This window comes from Daejeonella sp. H1SJ63 (assembly GCF_029360775.1).
Lineage (GTDB): Bacteria > Bacteroidota > Bacteroidia > Sphingobacteriales > Sphingobacteriaceae > Daejeonella.
In genome coordinates this window covers 151,261-168,342 of record NZ_JARKMZ010000002.1, presented here as the reverse complement: position 1 = coordinate 168,342, position 17,082 = coordinate 151,261, and the positions used below count along the sequence as shown (strand labels likewise).

14 protein-coding genes are annotated in these 17,082 nt (G+C 38.6%); 9 read left to right on the top strand and 5 right to left on the bottom strand.

The features are described from left to right. Positions 1-146 precede the first annotated feature (146 nt). Together P2W72_RS01610 and P2W72_RS01605 are read right to left on the bottom strand one after the other, a co-directional pair. The gene (locus P2W72_RS01610; RefSeq protein WP_276359113.1) at positions 147-917 is read right to left on the bottom strand and encodes a uroporphyrinogen-III synthase; all 771 of its coding nucleotides are present in this window, start codon (positions 915-917) and stop codon (positions 147-149) included. A gap of 15 nt (positions 918-932) precedes the next feature. Beyond that, positions 933-1,919, bottom strand: a complete 987-nt coding sequence (locus P2W72_RS01605; protein ID WP_276359112.1) for a DUF4271 domain-containing protein — start codon at positions 1,917-1,919, stop codon at positions 933-935. 242 nt (positions 1,920-2,161) lie between these two features. Here P2W72_RS01605 and P2W72_RS01600 point away from each other — a divergent pair, with 242 nt between their 5' ends. From P2W72_RS01600 to P2W72_RS01565, 8 genes are all read left to right on the top strand, one after another. Beyond that, positions 2,162-2,638, top strand: a complete 477-nt coding sequence (locus P2W72_RS01600; RefSeq protein WP_276359111.1) for an Lrp/AsnC family transcriptional regulator — start codon at positions 2,162-2,164, stop codon at positions 2,636-2,638. Between the two features lies 1 nt (position 2,639). After that, positions 2,640-3,596 (top strand): EamA family transporter, encoded by a 957-nt coding sequence (locus tag P2W72_RS01595; protein ID WP_276359110.1) that lies wholly within the window; start codon positions 2,640-2,642, stop codon positions 3,594-3,596. A 51-nt stretch (positions 3,597-3,647) separates the two neighbouring features. Further along, positions 3,648-4,781: a radical SAM family heme chaperone HemW gene (gene hemW, locus P2W72_RS01590; protein ID WP_276359109.1), complete on the top strand. Its 1,134-nt coding sequence runs from the start codon at positions 3,648-3,650 to the stop codon at positions 4,779-4,781. Positions 4,782-5,201: 420 nt separating this feature from the next. Further along, entirely contained in the window at positions 5,202-6,302 is a 1,101-nt protein-coding gene (locus P2W72_RS01585) for a VWA domain-containing protein (protein WP_276359154.1), read from the top strand. A gap of 11 nt (positions 6,303-6,313) precedes the next feature. Then, on the top strand, positions 6,314-7,822 hold the full coding sequence (locus P2W72_RS01580; RefSeq protein ID WP_276359108.1) for a sigma 54-interacting transcriptional regulator: 1,509 nt from the start codon (positions 6,314-6,316) through the stop codon (positions 7,820-7,822). A 32-nt stretch (positions 7,823-7,854) separates the two neighbouring features. After that, positions 7,855-9,120 (top strand): metallophosphoesterase, encoded by a 1,266-nt coding sequence (locus P2W72_RS01575; protein ID WP_276359107.1) that lies wholly within the window; start codon positions 7,855-7,857, stop codon positions 9,118-9,120. Positions 9,121-9,138: 18 nt separating this feature from the next. Continuing rightward, positions 9,139-10,017 carry a hypothetical protein gene (locus P2W72_RS01570; protein WP_276359106.1) on the top strand — a complete coding sequence of 293 codons (879 nt, stop codon included), beginning with the start codon at positions 9,139-9,141 and terminating at the stop codon, positions 10,015-10,017. Further along, entirely contained in the window at positions 10,014-10,673 is a 660-nt protein-coding gene (locus P2W72_RS01565) for an MOSC domain-containing protein (protein WP_276359105.1), read from the top strand. Before P2W72_RS01570 ends, P2W72_RS01565 begins: the two co-directional genes overlap by 4 nt. Before the next feature lie 32 nt (positions 10,674-10,705). Here P2W72_RS01565 and P2W72_RS01560 read toward each other — a convergent pair whose 3' ends face one another. Genes P2W72_RS01560 through P2W72_RS01550 form a run of 3 tightly spaced genes read right to left on the bottom strand, consistent with a single transcriptional unit; the run spans position 10,706 to position 14,958 of the window. Next, positions 10,706-11,392 carry a response regulator transcription factor gene (locus tag P2W72_RS01560; protein WP_276359104.1) on the bottom strand — a complete coding sequence of 229 codons (687 nt, stop codon included), beginning with the start codon at positions 11,390-11,392 and terminating at the stop codon, positions 10,706-10,708. A 2-nt stretch (positions 11,393-11,394) separates the two neighbouring features. Then, the gene (locus P2W72_RS01555) at positions 11,395-13,068 is read right to left on the bottom strand and encodes a HAMP domain-containing sensor histidine kinase (RefSeq protein WP_276359103.1); all 1,674 of its coding nucleotides are present in this window, start codon (positions 13,066-13,068) and stop codon (positions 11,395-11,397) included. A gap of 6 nt (positions 13,069-13,074) precedes the next feature. Further along, complete coding sequence (locus P2W72_RS01550) at positions 13,075-14,958, bottom strand: S9 family peptidase (RefSeq protein WP_276359102.1); 1,884 nt, start codon at positions 14,956-14,958, stop codon at positions 13,075-13,077. A 295-nt stretch (positions 14,959-15,253) separates the two neighbouring features. Here P2W72_RS01550 and P2W72_RS01545 point away from each other — a divergent pair, with 295 nt between their 5' ends. Further along, entirely contained in the window at positions 15,254-17,059 is a 1,806-nt protein-coding gene (locus P2W72_RS01545) for a tetratricopeptide repeat protein (RefSeq protein ID WP_276359101.1), read from the top strand. The last annotated feature ends 23 nt before the right edge of the window (positions 17,060-17,082 follow it).

The window sequence follows — 17,082 nt, the reverse complement described above, 5'->3', positions numbered from 1 at the left end:
AAAATGAAATTTTTGCCATCTAATAGAACGCTGAAATAACGCATCTATTTTACTTAGCACAAAATATTTCATTAGTACGTAGCCCGACGAAGAAAAGTTGCTGAAATAAAAAAAAGATTTGAAATAAGCCCAATTTAAGGCTAAAATTACTTATTGACCTGCTTAATATATTGTTCAAGCGCCATCGTCATGCTTGGTGCAGCAGGTGTTGGAGCTGGAATATTAAGCACTAAATCATGTTCAAGAACCGCCTTGTGGGTACTTGCTCCAAAAGCAGCAATTCTTGTGTAATTCTGCTTAAAGTCAGGAAAATTAATAAACAGAGAGTTAATACTGCTCGGACTGAAGAAGGCAATCACATCATAATAAACTTCTGCAAGGTCTGATAAATCGCTGCATACTGTGTGGAACAATACAGCGGGCTTAAAATCATACCCGTTCTCATGCAGAAATCTCTGGGTTTCTTCTGCTGCCACATCTGAGCAGGGATAAAGGAATTTCTCAGTGGCATGTTTCTTCAAAATATCTGCAAGATCCGCAGCGGTTTGCTTGCCAAAAAATATCTTTCTCTTTCTGTACTGGATATATTTCTGAAGATAAAGGGCAATAGTTTCAGAAATACAGAAATATTTCATTTCAGCAGGAACGTCAAACCGCATCTCCTCACAAATCCTGAAGTAGTGATCAACAGCATTACGACTGGTAAATATTACCGCCGAAAAATCTGCAATGTTAACCTTCTCTTTTCTAAACTCTTTAGCAGGTACCCCTTCCACATGAATAAACGATCTGAAATCAATTTTCAGGTTATACTTCTTGGCCAGATCAAAATATGGTGACTTGTCCGAATCTGGCTTTGGTAAGGTTACCAGAATACTTTTTACTTTCCTGGGTTTCTCTGTTGAAGGTACTTGCATATTTCTTTTAAGGGTTTAATACCCAAGTGCTTTAAAAAGGATTATTAAAGGGCAAAATTCGAGGGCACAAAGGTAAATAATTAAATAAACTTTAGGAAACTTGTAATTCGATAAAATATTTGCTCCTGCCCGCAAAAACTGAATAATAAAGATTATAATTAATCCTGCTATACCGATATAACTGTAAATTCCCGCAAACCGATAGGAAGTAAGGCTAAAAGCAAGCACCACCGGCAGAAACAAAATTGCCGCATTAAAATAGCTCAGATAAAGCACAGAAACGTACTCTCTGACCATTCGGTTCACATCAAAAAAGAATCCCAGAACCCGAAGAACAATAATCTTAGCTGTAAACAATCCGATTACAGTTGCAGACAGGAAAATAAATAACTCAAACCCCTCATTACTATAAGAAAGTTCAAGATATTTCCCCGATAAATAAAGGTAGAGACCGATAACCAGTCCGAACAAAAGATACAGAAATACAAAAGGCCAGGAGCTGAAAAGGGTATCCTCCTTATTGATACGGCTAAGGGTTTGATTGCTGTAAAATGCATGAACTATAGTTGAGAGTTCTGCAGGAAAAAAGTAACGTATAAGTGCAAAAAACAGAACAAGTAACAGAATAACAATCATTACCCAGGTTTCACGATATGGCCTCGGCTTGCCCTCATCGTACCTGGTATCTTTCTTTTTAAATTTGGCTGCCCAGGAAACAAAATCTAATTTTTCAACTTTATAAAGGTTGATCAAACTATCCAGAAAACGATTGGGACGTTGCGGATCGGGTGCTTTGATCCATGCCGTCGAAAGGGAATCTCTTACTGCCTGAACAGAGTCTTTATAAGCTTTCCATCTCACAAATGATGCAGAGTCAGTATAAGAGTAAGCTTGCTTAAAGCCAGGCTTTCCTGCATCTGTAAGTGATGAGTCAACCTGCCCGAAAGCCTGTGGATTAATCAGAAATAATATCAGTATTACACCTAATACCCGCTCAATCATCCTTTTCAGTAATCAAATATCCGGAAAAAGCTCCGGCAACTCAAATTTCCGTATTTTTTATGATTGTTTTAAAAATATCTTTCGGAATTGGAAAATACCTCTGCATTAAAGCCCTTTCTGAGGAAATACAAATGCTTAAATCATTAGAAATGTTAAATTAAAAATCTAAAAAGACAGAATTTTAAACTAAAAAATGTTAATTTTTTAAATTTCATTCTATTTGTAGATAAATTTGCAGAACGATGCATCAAAAAGAGTACAATACTGACCAAATAAACCGTGAAATACTTGGTCTGATGCAGAATAATGCCAGAATCGCAAATGCCGGTATAGCCAGAAAACTTAATATGGCTCCTTCGGCGGTACTGGAAAGGATTAAAAAGCTTGAACAAAAGAATGTCATTCTGCAGTATATTGCACGCTTAAATCCAATTGCGCTGCAACAAAATCAGCCGGCTTATGTATTTATTAAATCAGCTGACGGATCTGGCTGCAGCAGCAAGGCTTCAGAGCTTTCAAAAGTTCCTGAGGTTCAGGAAGTCCATCGTTTTGCCGGAGATAACTGTTATCTTGTCAGGATCAGCAAAGCAGACTCAGCATCGTTTATGGAACTGATGCGCAACAAGCTCAGTAAAATATCTAATGTTCTTTCTACCAAAACAACAATTGTACCTGAAACCGTAAAAGAACAACAACAATTGGTTATACCAGCCCTGTAATATGACTGCCAGCAAAACGAATTCTGCCTCACCACTTATGGTTATCCTTGCCTTTGCGATAGTTTATATTGTCTGGGGATCCACATATTTCTTTATTCAGATCGCTGTAAAGGGATTCCCTCCCTTTATTCTAGGAGCCCTGAGATTCGTTCTTGCCGGTGCGATAATGATGGCATGGTGCATCGTAAGAGGAGAAAGACTTTTCGGGGTAAAGGGTGTTCAGCACGCTGCAATCAGTGGAATATTATTACTGTTTTTCGGGAATGGAATTATTATATGGGTAGAACAAAGTTTACCAAGTGGAATGGTTGCCATAATGGTTTCTTCCGCTCCTTTATGGTTCGTCCTTCTGGATAAACCAAAATGGTCAGAAAATTTCAGAAGTAAATCAATTATTGCAGGAATGCTGATCGGACTGGCTGGAGTAATCCTTTTATTCAGTGACCAGCTCTCAGAAGCGCTGGCAGCAAATGAAAGTGCACATGTCAGTATGGGAAGTATGGCCCTTCTGCTTTTAGCTTCCATTTCATGGTCGGGAGGCTCTCTCTATTCAAAATACAGATCAACCGAGGGATCCATCACTGTAACAAGCGCCTGGCAAATGATGGCTGCCGGAATAGCTTTTATACCCGGAATTGTCTACCGCAATGAACTCGGCGGATTTAACTGGTCTGATGTTCCTGCGGATGCATGGTTAGCGGTAGCATATCTGGTCATTTTCGGGTCGATTGCAGGATTCAGTGCATACGTTTGGCTGCTGCAGGTGCGCCCTGCAATGCAGGTCAGCACCTATGCTTATGTAAACCCGGTGGTAGCGGTATTATTGGCTGTATTTTTTGCAGGAGAAAAGATCTCGGCCATTCAGATTGCCGGACTGGTAATTATTCTGGGCAGTGTTTTGCTGATCAACCTGGCTAAATACCGAAGGGAGAAGCTGGCTGAGAGAACCAATTCCTGAGCACTTTCTGATTTCACTCAGCCATGCCTGTATTTATCGTAGATTTGCAAAATGGCCGGAATATATCTGCATATCCCTTTCTGTAAAAAAGCTTGCCACTATTGCGATTTTCACTTCAGCACCTCGCCTCAGTACAAAAACGAAATGCTGAACGCGCTGCGAAATGAAATCAGACTGAGAAAGCAATACCTGAGCACTGAGAAGATAGAAACCATTTATTTTGGTGGTGGAACGCCCTCTGTTTTAAGTGCTGATGAAATACACAGCCTGATTGGTGATATCACTTCAGAATTTGAAGTTTCCGGCGATGCCGAAATCACTCTGGAAGCCAATCCGGATGATTTGAACGCACAAAAAGTGAAAGAACTTCGCCAGACTCCGGTTAACCGGTTCAGCATCGGAATACAGTCTTTTTTTGAAGAGGATCTTAAGTGGATGAACCGGGCACACAGCTCAAAAGAAGCAGAAAGCTCTGTTAAAAGAGTTCAGGATGCAGGATTTGAAAATATTACTGCCGATCTGATCTATGGATTTCCGCTGCTGAGCGATATAAAATGGGAGCAAAATATTCAAAAGCTGATTGATTTTCAGATCCCGCATATTTCTTCATATTCAATGACGATAGAGCCGAAAACAGCACTGGCATCATTTATTAAGAAAGGGAAAGAGCTCCCAATGAATGACAGCCAGAGCTCCGGTCAGTTTTTAACCCTGATTAGTCGTTTAACTGAAGCCGGGTTTGAACATTATGAAATCTCAAATTTTGCAAAGCCCGGTATGTATTCGAGGCATAACTCAAACTATTGGGAAGGTATAAACTATCTGGGTATTGGCCCCTCTGCTCACTCTTTTAATGGAGAAAGCCGGCAATGGAATATTGCAAACAATCATCGTTACATACAGGAAATCCAACAAAATAAAATCCCTGCTGAAACTGAGTTTTTGACCAAAGTAAACCGCATTAATGAGTATATCATGACTTCGCTGCGTACCAGCAAGGGCATAGACCTTGATTTCATAGCAAAAAAATTCGGCTCTGATTACAGCGATTCAATCCGAAAGGAAATAGAAGTATTTTTAGATAAGAACTGGCTGAAGATTAATGACCCAAAAGTTAATCTTAGTCTTGAGGGAAAACTTTTCGCAGATCATATTGCATCAGAACTATTCATCATTGAAGAATAAAAAGCCATAGATATTAAAAACAAGATCGTATGGCTTACCGGCGCATCGGGCGGAATTGGGGAAGCTTTATGCTATGAACTCAATAAAATGGGTGCCAGACTGATTATTTCTTCAAGAAATACTGAATTGCTTTATCAGGTAAAGCGCAAATGCATTAAGAATCAACTGGATGTACATGTTCTTCGCTTGATCTGGAAAAGACCGCTACACTTCAGGAAATTGCAGAAGCAGCACTGAAAATCTATGGCTGGATTAACATGATTATTTAAAATTAGCCTTAATTGCAGAATTCATTCAAATAATAACCTGAATACACTCAATTTATTCATTTTGACCTCTCCTTATTTGACATATCAATAACATTATTGGCTCTTTAATACCTTAACTTTGCGTTTCACACAATTATCTGCAAAAGCTTGTATGCGGGGACATTCTTTTTCCAAATATATTCCCAATGAACTCCCGAAAGGTGGTTTTGAAGAATTATTGAAGCTGTTCCTGGAACTACTTAACTACACCTCCGGCGATGCTGATGAAGCCATTGCCTGGATGAATGAACTGGATAAGCAGTACAAACTTACCAGCGATGAGTATGGGATGGGTGATTTTATTGAAGACCTTAAGAAAAAGGGGTATCTGAAAGATGATGACCGGGAACCCGGAAGTTTCAATATTACATCCAAGACTGAACAAAGTATCAGAAAATCGGCACTCGATGAAATATTTGGGAAGCTAAAGAAGTCAGGAAAAGGCAGCCATAACACGAATATTTCCGGACTGGGTGAAGAGAAAAATGCTGACCGCAGGGAATATCAGTTTGGCGACAGTCTTGATCAGATTGACATGACAGCATCTATTCATAATGCTCAGGTCAGTCATGGTATTGGCGATTTTTCAATGACCGAACGAGATCTGGAGGTAGAAGAAAAAGATTATAAAACGCTTACTTCCACCGTACTGATGATTGATATATCGCATTCCATGATCCTTTATGGTGAAGACAGAATTACGCCTGCTAAAAAAGTTGCTATGGCACTGGCAGAACTTATAAAAACAAAATACCCTAAAGACACTCTCGATATTGTAGTTTTTGGAAATGATGCCTGGCCAATCTCTGTGAAAGATCTCCCATACCTGCAGGTGGGCCCGTATCATACCAATACTTACGCCGGACTGGAGCTCGCCGTAGACCTCCTGAGGAGAAGAAAAACACACAACAAGCAGATCTTCATGATTACCGACGGTAAACCCACCTGTCTTAAAGAAGGTAATAAATACTATAAGAACAGTATTGGCTTAGACCGGAAGGTGGTTAACAAAACACTGAACATGGCTGCGCAATGTAAACGACTTGGAATTCCAATCACCACATTTATGATTGCCCGGGACCCATACTTACAGCAGTTTGTCAGGCAATTTACCGAGATTAATGGAGGAAGGGCCTTCTACAGCTCTCTCAAAGGTCTGGGTGAATATATTTTTGAAGATTATATTAAAAACAGAAGAAGGACGATACGTTAGACATTCGATATATGGATATGCTGCACATAAAGACTCTGAAAGAGTTAAAAGAATCCGGTTACAAATCCCGTACGGTGAAAGAAGAGCTACGCGAAAACCTGATACGTGAATTGAAAGGCAAAAACACAGTCATGGAAGGGATTATTGGTTATGAAGATACAGTCATTCCGGATCTGCAGACTGCTATCTTATCGCAGCATAATATTTTGTTGCTTGGTTTACGCGGACAGGCAAAAACACGTATTGCACGATTGATGATTAATTTACTGGATGAGTATGTGCCCTATATTGAAGGATCTGAATTATTTGAAGATCCGCTGAATCCAATTTCATGGTTCGGACATCATATCCTTGAAATTAAAGGAGAAGATACGCCCATTGCCTGGCTGCACCGTTCAGACCGCTATACCGAAAAACTGGCTACCCCTGATGTTACCGTAGCCGACCTGATCGGAGATGTTGATCCGATCAAAGCTGCAACCATGAAGTTAACGTACTCAGATGAAAGAGTAATCCATTTCGGATTAATCCCCCGCGCGCACAGAGGTATTTTTGTAATCAATGAATTACCTGACCTTCAGGCGAGAATTCAGGTAGCACTTTTCAATATACTTCAGGAAAAAGACATTCAGATCAGAGGATTTAAATTACGTTTACCTCTGGATATCCAGTTTGTGTTTACTGCGAATCCGGAAGATTATACGAACCGCGGATCGATTGTAACCCCACTGAAAGACAGGATTGAAAGTCAGATCCTGACCCATTACCCGCGCAGCATCGAAATTTCAAGAAAGATCACTCAGCAGGAAGCAAGGTTAACAAAGTCGCAAAGAGAACAGATCGAAGCAGATGGACTTGTAAAGGATCTGGTTGAACAAATCGCATTTGAAGCCAGGGAGTCTGAATATATTGATAAAAAATCAGGAGTATCGGCCAGACTTACCATATCAGCATATGAAAATCTGATCAGTAATGCCGAGAGAAGAATGCTTCTGAATGATGAAGAAAATACGTTTGTCAGAATCTCAGACTTTCTGGGTCTGATCCCTGCAATAACAGGTAAAATCGAATTGGTCTATGAAGGCGAACTCGAAGGTCCGGCAAAAGTGGCAAACATCTTATTGGGAAAAGCTATAAAAAGTCTGATGATCACCTATTTCCCTGATCCCGAAAAATTAAAAAAGGCAAAAGCCGTTAATCCTTATGCTGAAATTATCAATTGGTTTGGTGCAGGACATACCATTAATTTAGAAGATAGCCTTTCTCTTGAGGAGTACAAAAGTGCACTTGAATCAATTCCGGGATTGAAAAGTGTAATAAAACAGTTCCACCCGAGTCTTAGTAATAACCAGCAGCTCTTACTAATGGAGTTTTTACTTCACGGACTTGCTGAATTTTCGCTGATCAGCAAATCCTTTCTGGATAATGGATTCAGTTTTGCAGATATGTTCAACAGTTTGTTTAATGCAGAATTTGAAGATGATGAAGACGAGGATTATGATGATAACAGCCGCTACTAAACACAAAGAAAAAAATAAACTCAAAAGAATTAATGACTGACAGAATAATCGGCTTGATAGTTATCAGCATTCTGCTTTTAATTGTTGACATATACATTTATAAGGCTGTACGGTCTGTAAGTTGGAAATGGAAAGATAACAAATACCTTTCGTTCGCCTATATCTGGTGGGGTTACTCCTTCCTCCTGATTCTGGGTGTATTCATCAGCATATTTTTCAATATTAAATTTATGCTTCGCTCGGTCATTCTGGTAGTCTTCTTCCTGACCTTTGTATCCAAAATATTTATTTTACCATTCTTGTTTGCAGACGATATCCGAAGAGGGATAATCTGGATAAAAAGAAAACTGAAAGGCAACAAACCTGTTGTTTCCGGCGAAATTTCGGGGGCTGAAAATCCTATCCCCAGATCAGAATTTCTTATTAAAGCAGGGACACTGGTTGCAGCTCTTCCACTGGCCTCTCTAACTTATGGTGTAGTATCAAGCGCTTATGATTACCGTGTAAAGAGAAGAACATTATATCTTCCGAACCTTCCAAAAGTATTTGACGGCATAACAATCGGGCAAATATCAGATATACATTCAGGCAGCTTTTACGATAGAAAAGCAGTACTCGGTGGCGTGGAAATGTTGTTAAAGGAAAAACCGGAAATAATATTCTTTACGGGCGACCTTGTAAACAATGTGGCATCAGAAATGAGAGATTATCAGGATATCTTTACAAAACTGAATGCCCCTCTTGGTGTTTATTCCGTACTGGGTAATCACGACTATGGCGATTATTTTTATGGCAAAGGCTCATCACCGGCCAAAACAAAGAATCTTGCAGACGTAAAGCTTACCCACAAGAATATGGGCTGGGATCTTTTATTAAATGAGAACAGAAGAATCAGTGTTGATGGAGAGGAGATTGCGGTTCTTGGTATTGAGAACTGGGGAGCAGGCCGCTTTGCCAAATACGGACAAATGGAAAAAGCCATAATTAATACAGATGATGTTCCGGTAAAACTATTGCTTTCTCATGATCCCTCACACTGGAGGGCTCAGGTTATTCCTGAATACCCACAGATAGATGCCATGTTCAGCGGACATACCCATGGCATGCAATTTGGCATTGTGACAGAGAAATTCCAGTGGAGCCCATCTCAGTATGTTTATAAAGAGTGGGCAGGCCATTATAAGGAAGGACAGCAACAATTGTATGTTAATGTTGGTTATGGTTTTCTGGGTTATCCGGGCAGGGTTGGAGTTTTACCTGAAATTACGATATTTGAATTGCGCAGTGGGATGGCATAAATAACCATTGCATAATTTATGAATAGATACATAAGGCAATCTCTTGACCTTCTGTTATTCAGCAATATTTTTATTGCTCTTTGTGCTGTTGCGCAGGGTATGGTTACATACCAGCTTCTGCAAGTAAAACCTGATAAATATATTCTGGCCTTGCTGTTTTGTTCAACTTTAGCACTTTACAATTTCAGCATACTCCTGTCAAAGCCTCAGAAACCTGAAAATTCACCATTCAGGAGAGTCAGATGGATCTTTTCACATTACCGTCTGACGATTACACTAACGATAATTTCGATCCTTTCCATTATCCCTCTGAGTTTTTTTCTGAGTAGCTCATCTATAATCTTACTCGCCGGACTTGCATTGGTGTCTGTAAGCTATAGCCTCCCATTATTCTCATTTCAGGAAAAAAGATATAGTTTGCGAAACATTCCCGGAGTAAAGTTATTTCTGATAGCCTCAATCTGGTCATTAAGCTGTGTATTATTGCCAATTCTCGAAATGGAGAGTAATAATGAAACGGCAATCACCCTGAATGACACCATCATACTGATTGCAAAGCGCTTCCTGTTCATCGCTGCTATAACAGTACCATTTGATATCAGAGATCTTTTTCAGGATAAAAGCAATGATTTAAGAACAATTCCTGTAGTGCTTGGAGAAAAAAAAGCGCTCATGTTCTGTCAGTCATTGCTGGCAGCTTATCTGATTCTTCTGTTCATGTTTACCGATAAACCAGACGCCAATTATTTCGCTTTAACTTTATCCACGATTATAACAGGCTGGCTTATCTTCAAATCAGAATGGGAGAAAGACGAATACTATTATTTCCTGTTCCTTGACGGAACCATGATTCTGCAGTTCTTTATTTTATTCATTTTCAGTACAATACATCTATGAAAGATATCACCATTCTTTCTTTGAATATCCTTGGTGAGCCTGAACTATTGGTAGCTGACCATCAGAAAGGAATGACAGCATTCTGTAAACGACCAATTAAGACAGATTTAATTGATCTGGGGATGACAGGCTTCGCCGGAGATATTATAGCAGATACCAAACATCACGGAGGTAACGATAAGGCAATATGTTGTTATAATGCAGATCATTTCCCAAAATGGAAAAATGAACTGGGCTTTGACCTTGAGTTTGCAGCCTTTGGCGAAAATCTTACTTTATCTGGAATAAATGCTGATGAACGTAATGTTTATATAGGTGATCGTTATCAATTAGGCGAGGCAATTGTGGAAGTATCAGAGCCCAGAGGTCCCTGCTATATGATTGGAATAAGATATAATTATAAAAAATTTCCTGTTCATTTACAGGAAAGCGGCTTAACCGGTTACTACCTGAGAACTATAAAACCAGGTATTGTCAGGAAAACAGATAAACTTATTCATATCTGTTCCCATCCGGAAAAGATCTCTGTTATGGATGTTAATCATATCAGATATCATGATTCGGATAATAAAGAATGGCTGCATCGTCTGGCAAACCTGCAGGAACTTACTGCCGAATGGCGTGCCCTCTTTGAAAAAAAGCTGATTAAGCAATAGCATTAAGGAACTGCTTCTGTCAAAGAAATCTGCTAAATAATAAACTTATAGCCAACTCCCCGTACAGTCTGCATAAAGTGTGGCCTGTCAGGATTACTTTCAATTTTCTTACGAAGTCTGACAATATGCATATCCAGGGTTCTTGTGTTCACATCTGAGTTATATCCCCAAACTACCATCATTAATTCGTCGCGGTTTATAACAGTATTGGCATTTTTAAGAAAATAAAGCAGAATCCGGTTCTCCAGAATAGTAAGTTCTATCTTCTTTCCGTCGCGCATTAATGAATGGGTATTAGGATGATGCTCCATATTACCAAACCTGTAAACTTCAGATTTTTCGCTATTAATTACATATTTTACCTTGTTTTCGATAAGGGCAACAAGAACATCCATATTAAATGGCTTTGCAACATAGTCAGACACACCAAAGTTGTAGGCATCAATCTTATCTACATCCTGAGCTTTGGCTGTCATCATAATGATGATATTATCGAAACCAAGCTTCCTTGCATTCTGACATACTTCTGAACCCTGCTTTCCGGGAAGCATCCAGTCAAGCAACACTATATCGGGCTGTTCTGTCATAATCAGTTCTTCTGCAACTATTCCATCAGAAGCCTCAACAACATTATACCCTTCTGTCTTAAGACGATGAACAACTAAAAACCTCAGGTTTTCATCATCCTCAACTACTGCTATTTTTATCTCCTTTTGCATATTTATATTTCGAGTGGCAATTCAATTTTAAATTCAGATCCCTTACCTTCAATACTCTCAACTGTAATAGTTCCGTTCATAAATTTAACCAGTTCTTTACAGAATGCCAAACCGAGACCAACACTCCCCTGCTGATTGTATTCATTCTGAACTCTGAAGAACTTTTTAAATATATTTTCAATATCATCTTCCGGAATCCCGATTCCCTGATCAATAAATCTGAAAATGACCTGCTTCTTTACTTTTGAAATATCAATTACCAATATTTTCTTATCCGGTCTGGAATATTTATAAGCATTGTCAATCAGATTTTGAAAGATACTGCCTAAAAGCACTGGATCTGATTTAAGATAATCTATATCCCTGATATTACAACTAATGTCAAATAACGGATATTTTAGCTGATAACTGTCTATCAGATTCTGACAAAACACTTCCAGATTAATATTCTCAGGTTTGATTTTAATAGCCTTGTTCTCAATCTGAGTAAAAGACAAAAGTTTATTCAAAAGATCATTGAGTTTTTCTGCCTCTTCATCCAGAATCTTGCCGTAATGAAGTCGTTCATGATCTGTAAGTTTTGTTGCACTTCTGATGTTATTTCCGGCAATCTTTATTACACTGACAGGGGTTTTGAATTCATGGGTCAGGTTATTGATAAAGTCATATTGAAGTTTAAACAGTTTGCTGTTGATATTTAAATTCCGGTATATCAGATAAGCAATAAATACCAGTATGGTGTAAGTAAGAAACAGCCCTCCTGCAATCGGCCTGAATCTGGAATTTATCTCTTTTCTTAAATAATCCTTACTTGAACTGAAATACAGTTTATAGCCTGAAAATGGTCCGGATAAAGGCAAATCATTACTGATCAGATCAGGGTTATTCTCCAGATATTCGTATACCAATGGCTTAATACTGATATACTCATAAAGCTCAGGATTTGTATTAATGATGTGCAAATGCAGGGGGTTGAGATAAAATGTCATCATATCAGACTGATAAACAGGAGAATATGAAGAATTTTTATCCATCAGGTCTTTATATATTCTGATTTCTTCGTTTCTGGGAATGTTCATAAAAGTGATCCTTCCCGAATTAATACTGTAAAATACATTAAAACGGTCAGCATCGCTCAGTACTTTGGTTGTATCTGCTGAAGTAATAAAACCACTGAACTTCAAGGCCATTTTATTGAATTCATCTCCGGCTTTTGTCGAGAAAGCATTATTGTATTGATTCTCTTTATAAAGTACTATTGAATCAGGATGAATATTTCTGGAAAACTGGTAAACTGATTTTGGAGCCATTGTAAAGTTCCCAACTCTGATTCCATCAGGGAGATTATGATTACTGATTCCGGCATCATAAAATAACACACGATCCACAAACCGGAATTTGTTAAATATTGTATCAATGAACTTAGTTGCCTGTGCAGAATCCAGATATCCCTGATAAAAAGAAATTTCAGGGATGGTATTCTGAAAAAAATCATTGTAAGGTTTTACTGTTTCTTCGAGGACTTCAATTTTCTGTGAAACAAATTCATTTTCAACATACTTTGAGGTAAGATTGAAAGCAAGAAAAAAAGCACCTCCCATTGAGGTAGTAATCAGGATCAAAAAAAGAATAACCAGAGAAAAATTCTTGCGATAATTTTGCTGATACTCTTTCATTTCAAACTATCGTCCAAGGTTCTTTGCAAGAAATATTTCAAGTTCCTTATAAAGTTCCAGCCTATTCCCGCTATTCCTGAAGATCTGCCCCTCACCGTCCTTTAATAAATATGTAACAGGTACATTTCGCTTTCTCAATTCTTTAACAAACTGATTAGTCTCATTCATATTCACCCTTGGATCTCTGGTACCCTGTGCAATTAGTACCGGTGACTTTATTTTGTCAGTTTGAAACACCGGTGAAATGGCCCTGAAATAATCGGCATCAGTTTCAGGATTACCTACCGTTTCATAATACATCTGAAGATATGGTCTGAAATATGGTGGAATATCCTTCAGGTAAGCAAACAAATTTGTAAATCCTGAATAAGAAGCACCGCATTTATAGAGATCCGGCCTTGTAAATAACCCATGCAGTGCAGAAAATCCACCAAATCCTGATCCGTAAATAGCAATACGCTTTGGATCAGCAAGCCCCTCCGAAATCAGCCATCTTACTCCATCCGTAATATCGTCCTGCATTTTTCCACCCCATTCTTTAAATCCTGCGATCCAGAATTTTTTCCCATAACCTTTTGATCCTCTGAAGTTGACTTGAAATACAGCATAACCTCTGTTAGCCAAAAACTGAACTTCCGAATTATAACCCCAGCTGTTTCTTGAATCAGGGCCGCCATGAGGTATCACTACCACCGGAAGTTTCTTCTTTTTACTCCCCTTAGGCAGGGTCAGATATCCATTTACCAGCAATCCATCTCTGGCAATAAAACTTACAGGCTTCATTTCTGCAAGTTCATCCACATCCAGAGTAGCATTTACATCACTCAACTTTACCAGCTTATTATCATCCGGAGTGTACAGATAGAAAGAACCCGGATTACGGTCGGTATAGCTACGGATTATGAATTTCTTTTCATCAAAATCAGAACTGCCGACTCTGATTTCTGTATTTGGAAGCAATTTGTCGAGCTGTTTAAATATGTTCTTCACAGTATCATCCAGGTAATGTCTGTCTTTTTTCCATGTCTCAAAATCGGCAAAAACAAGCTTGCCTTTTTTCACAGAATAAGTTGCATCAGTAACATCTACCTCAGGATTACTGTAAATAATACGGTGTTCACTACCGGTAATGCAGTCAAGCTCAACCAAAGCCATTCTGTCTCTGTTTTGATTAGACAATGCATAAATACAGCTATTGTCAGCGCTAAATGCAACCGGTAATACACTGGTTTTAAAATTGTTGGTTAATACCGCCCGGAATTTCTGATTCTCTGAATCCCGGTATAATATCGTTTCATTTACACCATCGCTGGCTACTGCCATTCTCAGCTTACCAGCCGGATCCGAGAACCATTTGGTTATATTTCCAGGATTCTTCAATAGTAATGAAAGTTGCCCGGTTTGGATATTTAATCGGTAGGCATCAAAAACTGTAGAATCACGTTTATTCAGGGCTAGCAGAACATGATCATCGTGAACCTGACCTGTAGTTATTAACTTGATCTTAGTATTTTTAAAAGTAACAAGCTCCCTTTTATTCGTGCCATCAAATCTTACTGCAAACAGGCTGGGATCCTTTTCTTCTGAACCATCCTTCAAATAAACAATCTCCTGATTATTTGCCCAGAAATAACCAGAGATACTCCTGTTGGTATCGCAGGTAAGCTGTGTTGTATTTTTCCCATCCCAGGTCTCTACATAAATATGAATACGATTATTGTCAGGTTTGAGATAAGAAATAAATTTTCCATCCGGTGATACCAGATAATTATTCTTAATGGGCACGCTAAAGAAATTCTCTATTGGTATTCTTTTCGCAGCCTTTTCACCTGAGCAGGAAATCAGTATCAGAATAAATAAAAAGAAAAAATAATTTTTATTAAATGACATTCTCCGGTTCTATATAAAATCAAGCCCAAAATTTTACAATCAACATCATTAATTGATGCTGCAACTACATATACTTACCTAAAAAGAAGTAAAATGAGACCTTGGTTAATACTAAGAACTCAAGGTAATAAATTCATTTAAAATCATACCGATCTTATCGTAACATTTAAACTACACGTTCATTCGGCAAAATCAACAACAATTTTGAAACCAGACAATATATCCATCAGCTGTATAGTTTTCAATGTATTAGCATTAACTTTATGGATATGGCAACTTTAATAAACGCATACTTATGAAAAAAACTCTTTTATTTCTTTTCATAGTTATGACATCACTAAGCACAAAAGCTCAGTTAAGTACAGAAGAAGCTCTGGCCGTTCAGTACTATCAGACCGGTGATTTCGAAAAAGCTGCTGTCATTTATGAGAAATTATTCAACAGTACTAAAAATTTAAGTTTTTACGATCCATACTTCAATAGCCTGCTAAAAACAAGGCAATACAATGAGGCCGAAAAGCTGGCCCGGACTCAGATGAAAAGCCATCCTGAAGTGTTTACCTATAGTGTTGATATAGGACGGGTTTATCTGGAAAAGGGTGAAGAATCTAAATCTTCAGAATGGTTTAACAATTTGATTCGAAACCTGCCTGCAAATGAATTCGCTGTCAAAGATCTGGCAATTACTTTTTACCGTGCTGAAGCCTATGATTTTTCAATAAAGACCCTGATTACCGGCAGAAAACTGGTTAATAATGAAAATGCCTTTATCTACGATCTTCTGAGCCTGTACAGGTTCAGGAAAGATAAAACCATGCTGATTCAGGAGTACATTCTGCTTTTAGGTATCAATCCTCAGACGCTACAACAGGCTCAAAATGTGCTTGGCGGCATCCTTGAAGACAGAAATGATTATGACATCCTGAAATCTGCTATTTTAAGAAAGCTTCAGAAAGATCCGCAGAATGTGGTTATGACTGAGTTTTTAACCTGGCAATATGTACAGCAAAAAGATTTTGATATGGCTGTACGGCAAAGCCTGGCTCTTGATCGCAGATTAAAAGAAGACGGGGGGAGAATCTATGAATTATCCAGACTTCTGATTGCAAATCAGGCTTATGAGCAGGCCATTGAGGTTCTGAACTATCTAAAGGCTAAAGGGCAACAGGGCAGATACTACATCCCTGCAAGAGTTGACCTCCTAAATGTCAGAGCTCAGCAGCTTAAATCAGTAAAATTAAGTAAACCCGATCTGGAAAAACTTGAGGGCGATTATCTGTCATTATTAAATGAATTTGGACGAAATGCAGGAACTACCTTCGCAATCAGACAGCTTGCAAAGCTGCAGGCTTATTATCTGAATAAGCCCAAAGAAGCAGCAGAACAGCTCCAAAAACTAATTGAACTGAATGGCATCCCTCCACTCGTTATTGGCGAAGCCAAAACAGAACTTGCTGATATCTACCTGATTAGCGAAGAAATGTGGGAGGCCGCTTTATTGTATAGTCAGGTTGAAAAAGCTTTTACAAATGACATACTTGGTCAGGAAGCTCGCTTTAAAAATGCGAAACTTGCTTACTTCCAGGGCGACTTTACATGGTCGAAGGCTCAGCTGGATGTCTTAAAAAGCTCAACATCGCAACTGATTGCAAATGATGCACTCGATCTCAGTCTGCTTATTTCTGATAACCTGCAAAATGAAACAGACACTGCAGCACTTATAAAATATGCAAAGGCTGATCTGTTCATCTTAAAAAATGAATCCGAGGCCGCAATAAAATCACTGGATAGTCTGCATATAATATTCCCTAATAACTCTCTTGCAGACGATGTATTAATGGCCAAAGCAAGAATATTCATTAAAAATAATGAACTGCAAAAGGCAGTTGCTGAACTTCAGGAGATTCTTGATAATTACAGCACTGAACTTTGGGGAGATGATGCAATATTCATGCTTGCGGATATTTATGAGACCCGGCTGGAGCAGCCTGAAAAGGCCCGCGAACTTTTTCAGAAAATTATAAGTGATTATCCCGGCAGCATTTTTGTGATTGAGGCCAGAAAAAGATTCCGGCAACTGCGCGGCGACAAATTAGGCTAAACCGCAGATATTAAAAGCTATTC

Coding starts and splice junctions, on each gene's coding strand:
- P2W72_RS01545 (WP_276359101.1), top strand. CDS start 15,254: ATGAAAAAAACTCTTTTATTTCTTTTCATAGTTATGACATCACTAAGC.
- P2W72_RS01555 (WP_276359103.1), bottom strand. CDS start 13,068: ATGAAAGAGTATCAGCAAAATTATCGCAAGAATTTTTCTCTGGTTATT.
- P2W72_RS01565 (WP_276359105.1), top strand. CDS start 10,014: ATGAAAGATATCACCATTCTTTCTTTGAATATCCTTGGTGAGCCTGAA.
- P2W72_RS01605 (WP_276359112.1), bottom strand. CDS start 1,919: ATGATTGAGCGGGTATTAGGTGTAATACTGATATTATTTCTGATTAAT.
- P2W72_RS01575 (WP_276359107.1), top strand. CDS start 7,855: ATGACTGACAGAATAATCGGCTTGATAGTTATCAGCATTCTGCTTTTA.
- P2W72_RS01550 (WP_276359102.1), bottom strand. CDS start 14,958: ATGTCATTTAATAAAAATTATTTTTTCTTTTTATTTATTCTGATACTG.
- P2W72_RS01585 (WP_276359154.1), top strand. CDS start 5,202: ATGCGGGGACATTCTTTTTCCAAATATATTCCCAATGAACTCCCGAAA.
- P2W72_RS01595 (WP_276359110.1), top strand. CDS start 2,640: ATGACTGCCAGCAAAACGAATTCTGCCTCACCACTTATGGTTATCCTT.
- P2W72_RS01570 (WP_276359106.1), top strand. CDS start 9,139: ATGAATAGATACATAAGGCAATCTCTTGACCTTCTGTTATTCAGCAAT.
- hemW (WP_276359109.1), top strand. CDS start 3,648: ATGGCCGGAATATATCTGCATATCCCTTTCTGTAAAAAAGCTTGCCAC.
- P2W72_RS01560 (WP_276359104.1), bottom strand. CDS start 11,392: ATGCAAAAGGAGATAAAAATAGCAGTAGTTGAGGATGATGAAAACCTG.
- P2W72_RS01580 (WP_276359108.1), top strand. CDS start 6,314: ATGGATATGCTGCACATAAAGACTCTGAAAGAGTTAAAAGAATCCGGT.
- P2W72_RS01600 (WP_276359111.1), top strand. CDS start 2,162: ATGCATCAAAAAGAGTACAATACTGACCAAATAAACCGTGAAATACTT.
- P2W72_RS01610 (WP_276359113.1), bottom strand. CDS start 917: ATGCAAGTACCTTCAACAGAGAAACCCAGGAAAGTAAAAAGTATTCTG.